Source organism: Chrysiogenia bacterium, from assembly GCA_020434085.1.
Lineage (GTDB): Bacteria > JAGRBM01 > JAGRBM01 > JAGRBM01 > JAGRBM01 > JAGRBM01.
In genome coordinates, this window is record JAGRBM010000437.1 from 1 (window position 1) to 3163 (window position 3163).

At 64.9% G+C, this 3163-nt stretch carries 3 protein-coding genes; all 3 read left to right on the forward strand.

What is annotated here, in order from left to right:
- The first annotated feature begins 39 nt into the window (after positions 1-39).
- Positions 40-474 (forward strand): ribosomal protein S18-alanine N-acetyltransferase, encoded by a 435-nt coding sequence (gene rimI / locus KDH09_15040; protein MCB0221011.1) that lies wholly within the window; start codon positions 40-42, stop codon positions 472-474.
- Between the two features lie 246 nt (positions 475-720).
- Complete coding sequence (locus KDH09_15045; protein ID MCB0221012.1) at positions 721-1146, forward strand: carboxymuconolactone decarboxylase family protein; 426 nt, start codon at positions 721-723, stop codon at positions 1144-1146.
- A 109-nt stretch (positions 1147-1255) separates the two neighbouring features.
- Positions 1256-3163 (forward strand): HAD-IC family P-type ATPase (locus tag KDH09_15050; protein MCB0221013.1); only part of this gene is annotated, 1908 nt, incomplete at its 3' end.

A 3163-nucleotide genomic window follows, 5' to 3' on the forward strand; every position in this document is an offset into this window, starting at 1 on the left:
GCCACCCGCCAACAAGACGACCGGATCTACCTGCTCGACATGGCTCCCGAAGACCTCGATGAGGTGATGGCCATCGAGGACGAGTCCTTTCCCGTTCCCTGGAGCCGCAACTTCTTCGAGCGCGAGCTGGCGCTCAAATTCTCCCGCACCTTCATCGCCCGCGAGGGCGGCGTGACCGGCCCGGTCATGGGTTATGCCGTCGTGTGGTTCGTCGCAGACGAGCTGCACCTTCTCAACATCGCCGTCGCCCCCCAGCACCGGCGCAAGGGCGCCGCACGGCTGCTTCTCGAGCGCGTGCTCGCCGAGGCCCGCGGCCGCGAATGCGAGCTCGTCGTCCTCGAAGTGCGCAAATCCGGCATCCCCGCCCAGACCCTCTACCAATCGATGGGCTTTGCCCCCGTCGGCATCCGCCCGCGCTACTACTCCGACAACGGGGAGGACGCGATCGTGATGGTTTGCCGGGTGGGGGAGTGATGAGCCTGCGCGTTTAGCACCCCGTTCGTCCTGAGTGCGGCCCGAAGGGCCGCGTATCGAAGGACAAACGGGCTGCAGGCCCTACTCATTGCAGCGCAGGCCCTTGTGCCCTTCGATACGCTTCGCGCTGCGAAGCTCCTCAGGACGAACGGGAACTCTAAAGCAGGTTCTCGAGCCCCACGTCACAAACCCGCCTCCCATCTCGTCTACTCCCCGAACGCCGACACTTCGGCGCGGGGGCAGCCCATGAACGAGACGATTTCCTATGAGCGCGAGATTCCCGAACTTTTCAAACTGCTGGGGCAGGTCCACGAGGGGCTCTCCGGCGGGGCGGTGCCGCGGCCGCTGCTCCACCTGATTCAGCTTCGCGCCTCCCAGATCAACGGCTGCGGGTTCTGTGTGAAGATGCACACGCGCGAGGCGAGGCAGGACGGCGAAACCAGCGAGCGGCTCGACCGGCTCATCGTGTGGGAGCATGTGAGCGACTTCACCGAGGCCGAACGGGCGGCACTGGCCTGGACCGAGGCCCTCACGCGGCTCGAACGGGGCACTGACTACGCGGCTATGCGGGAAACGCTCCGCGCGCACTTCGATGAAACGCAGATCGCGGAGATCGGCGCGGCCATTGCGATGATCAATCTGTGGAACCGCTTTCAGGTCTCGAAACACTGACCGGGCAGAGCTGAAAAACATATATAAGAAGCGGAGCCCGTCTTGTGAAGCGTCGCGTCGGCTGCGTTTGGGGGCTTGCGGTTGAGCCGATATGCCATAGAATTCTCTCATGCACATCGCCGACGCGCATGTTCGCTCGATTGATGAGGTCACCGAAGGGCTCGAGAGTTCCCACGAGGGAATTTCTCCCGGCGAGGCCCGCGCACGGCTCGAGCGCGAGGGCCCTAATTCCTTGCCGCATGGCAAGCCGGTCACCCTGCCGGTGGTGATTCTTCACCAGTTCATCAATCCGCTTATTTATGTGCTCATGGTTGCCGCGGCGGTTTCCGCCTTTCTGGGCGAGTATTCCGACGCCGGTTTCATTCTGGCGGTCCTGCTGATCAATGCCGCCATCGGCACGGTACAGGAATACAACGCCGAGCGCAGTGCCGAGGCGCTGCGCGGTTTTTTCCAGCTCCGCGCATTCGTGCTGCGCGGTGGTGAGGAATATGAGGTCAACGCCGAGGAACTCGTGCCCGGCGATCTCGTCCTGCTCGAATCGGGCGTGAAGGTTCCGGCCGATCTGCGGCTGATCGGCGCGACGAACCTGGAAATTGATGAGTCACTTCTAACTGGTGAGTCCGTTGCCGTGTCCAAGGATGCAAACGCGCGGCTCGAGGCCGACACCCCGCTGGGTGATCGCGCAAACATGGCCTATGCGGGTTCTCTGGTGACCCGGGGCCGGGCGCAGGGGCTCGTTGTCGCCACGGGTCTCGATACCGAACTCGGTCACATCGCTGCTTCGGTCACCGGGGCCCGCTCGAGCAAGCCGCCACTGCTCACCCGCATGGAGCGCTTTACCAAGCGCATTGCCATGGCAGTGGGGGTGGTGATCGTTCTGATGGCGGGCATCGAATTCGCGCGCGGGGCTTCGCCCCATGAAGTCTTCGTCGTGGCCGTGGCGCTGGCCGTCTCGGCCATTCCAGAGGGCTTGCCCGTCGCGCTCACGGTCGCCCTGGCCATCGGCGTTTCGCGGATGTCAAAGCGCAACGTCATTGTTCGCAAGCTCGTTGCGGTCGAGGCGCTTGGATCATGCACCTACATCGCTTCGGACAAGACGGGCACGCTCACCATGAACGAACTCACGGTGCGGCGGATCGCATTGCCGGGCCGTTCTGTTTTTGAGATCAGCGGGGAGGGGCTCTCGGGGGAGGGACATCTCACTCACGAGGGCAAGGCCGTTCTGGGGCAGGAGCGCGACCAGGCCGAAGACCTCGCCCTGGCTGGCGCGCTGTGCAACGAGGGATTTTTCGGAAAACGCGACGGGAGCTGGAGCGCACACGGCGACGCCGTGGACGTAGCGCTGCTCGTCTACGCCCACAAGCTGGGCATGACCCGCATCGCGGCCGAGGATGCCTGTCCCCAGCTCGCGCAGATCCCCTTTGAGTCCGATCGCCAGTTCGCCGCCTCCCTTCACCGGCGTGGGGGCGTGCCCACCGCCTTCGTCAAGGGAGCGCTCGAGCGCGTCCTGGCCATGTGCACCACCATGGCGGGTGCGGACGGAACGGAGCTGATTGCGCAGCCGGGGATCGAAGAACAGGCGCGCGCCCTGGCAGCCGAGGGCTACAAGGTCATCGCGCTGGCCGCCGGGGAGATGGAAGGTCTCGAACCCGATGCCTTCGGCGTTGATGACCTGAACGAGCTGCGTTTTCTGGGCCTTGTGGGAATCATCGACCCGCTTCGTCCCGAGGCGCGCGAGGCCGTGCGCGAGTGTCACCGGGCGGGTATCGAGGTGGCGATGGTCACGGGCGATCACCCGCTCACGGCGTTCGCCATCTCCCGCGAGCTGGGGCTGGCCGAGGATTTCTCCCACGTGGTGACCGGCACCGAGCTGCGCACGGCGAGCGAACAGGGGAATGAGGCACTGGACCGGCTGGTCGATGGTGCGCGGGTTTTCGCGCGCGTTGAGCCCCGCCAGAAAACCGATGTGGTCGAGTCGCTGCGGCGGCTCGGGCATTTCGTCGCCGTTACCGGTGAC

Bases quoted from the DNA above. Each gene is read 5' to 3' on its own strand.
- KDH09_15045 (MCB0221012.1), top strand. From the start codon at position 721: ATGAACGAGACGATTTCCTATGAGCGCGAGATTCCCGAACTTTTCAAA.
- rimI (MCB0221011.1), top strand. From the start codon at position 40: ATGGCTCCCGAAGACCTCGATGAGGTGATGGCCATCGAGGACGAGTCC.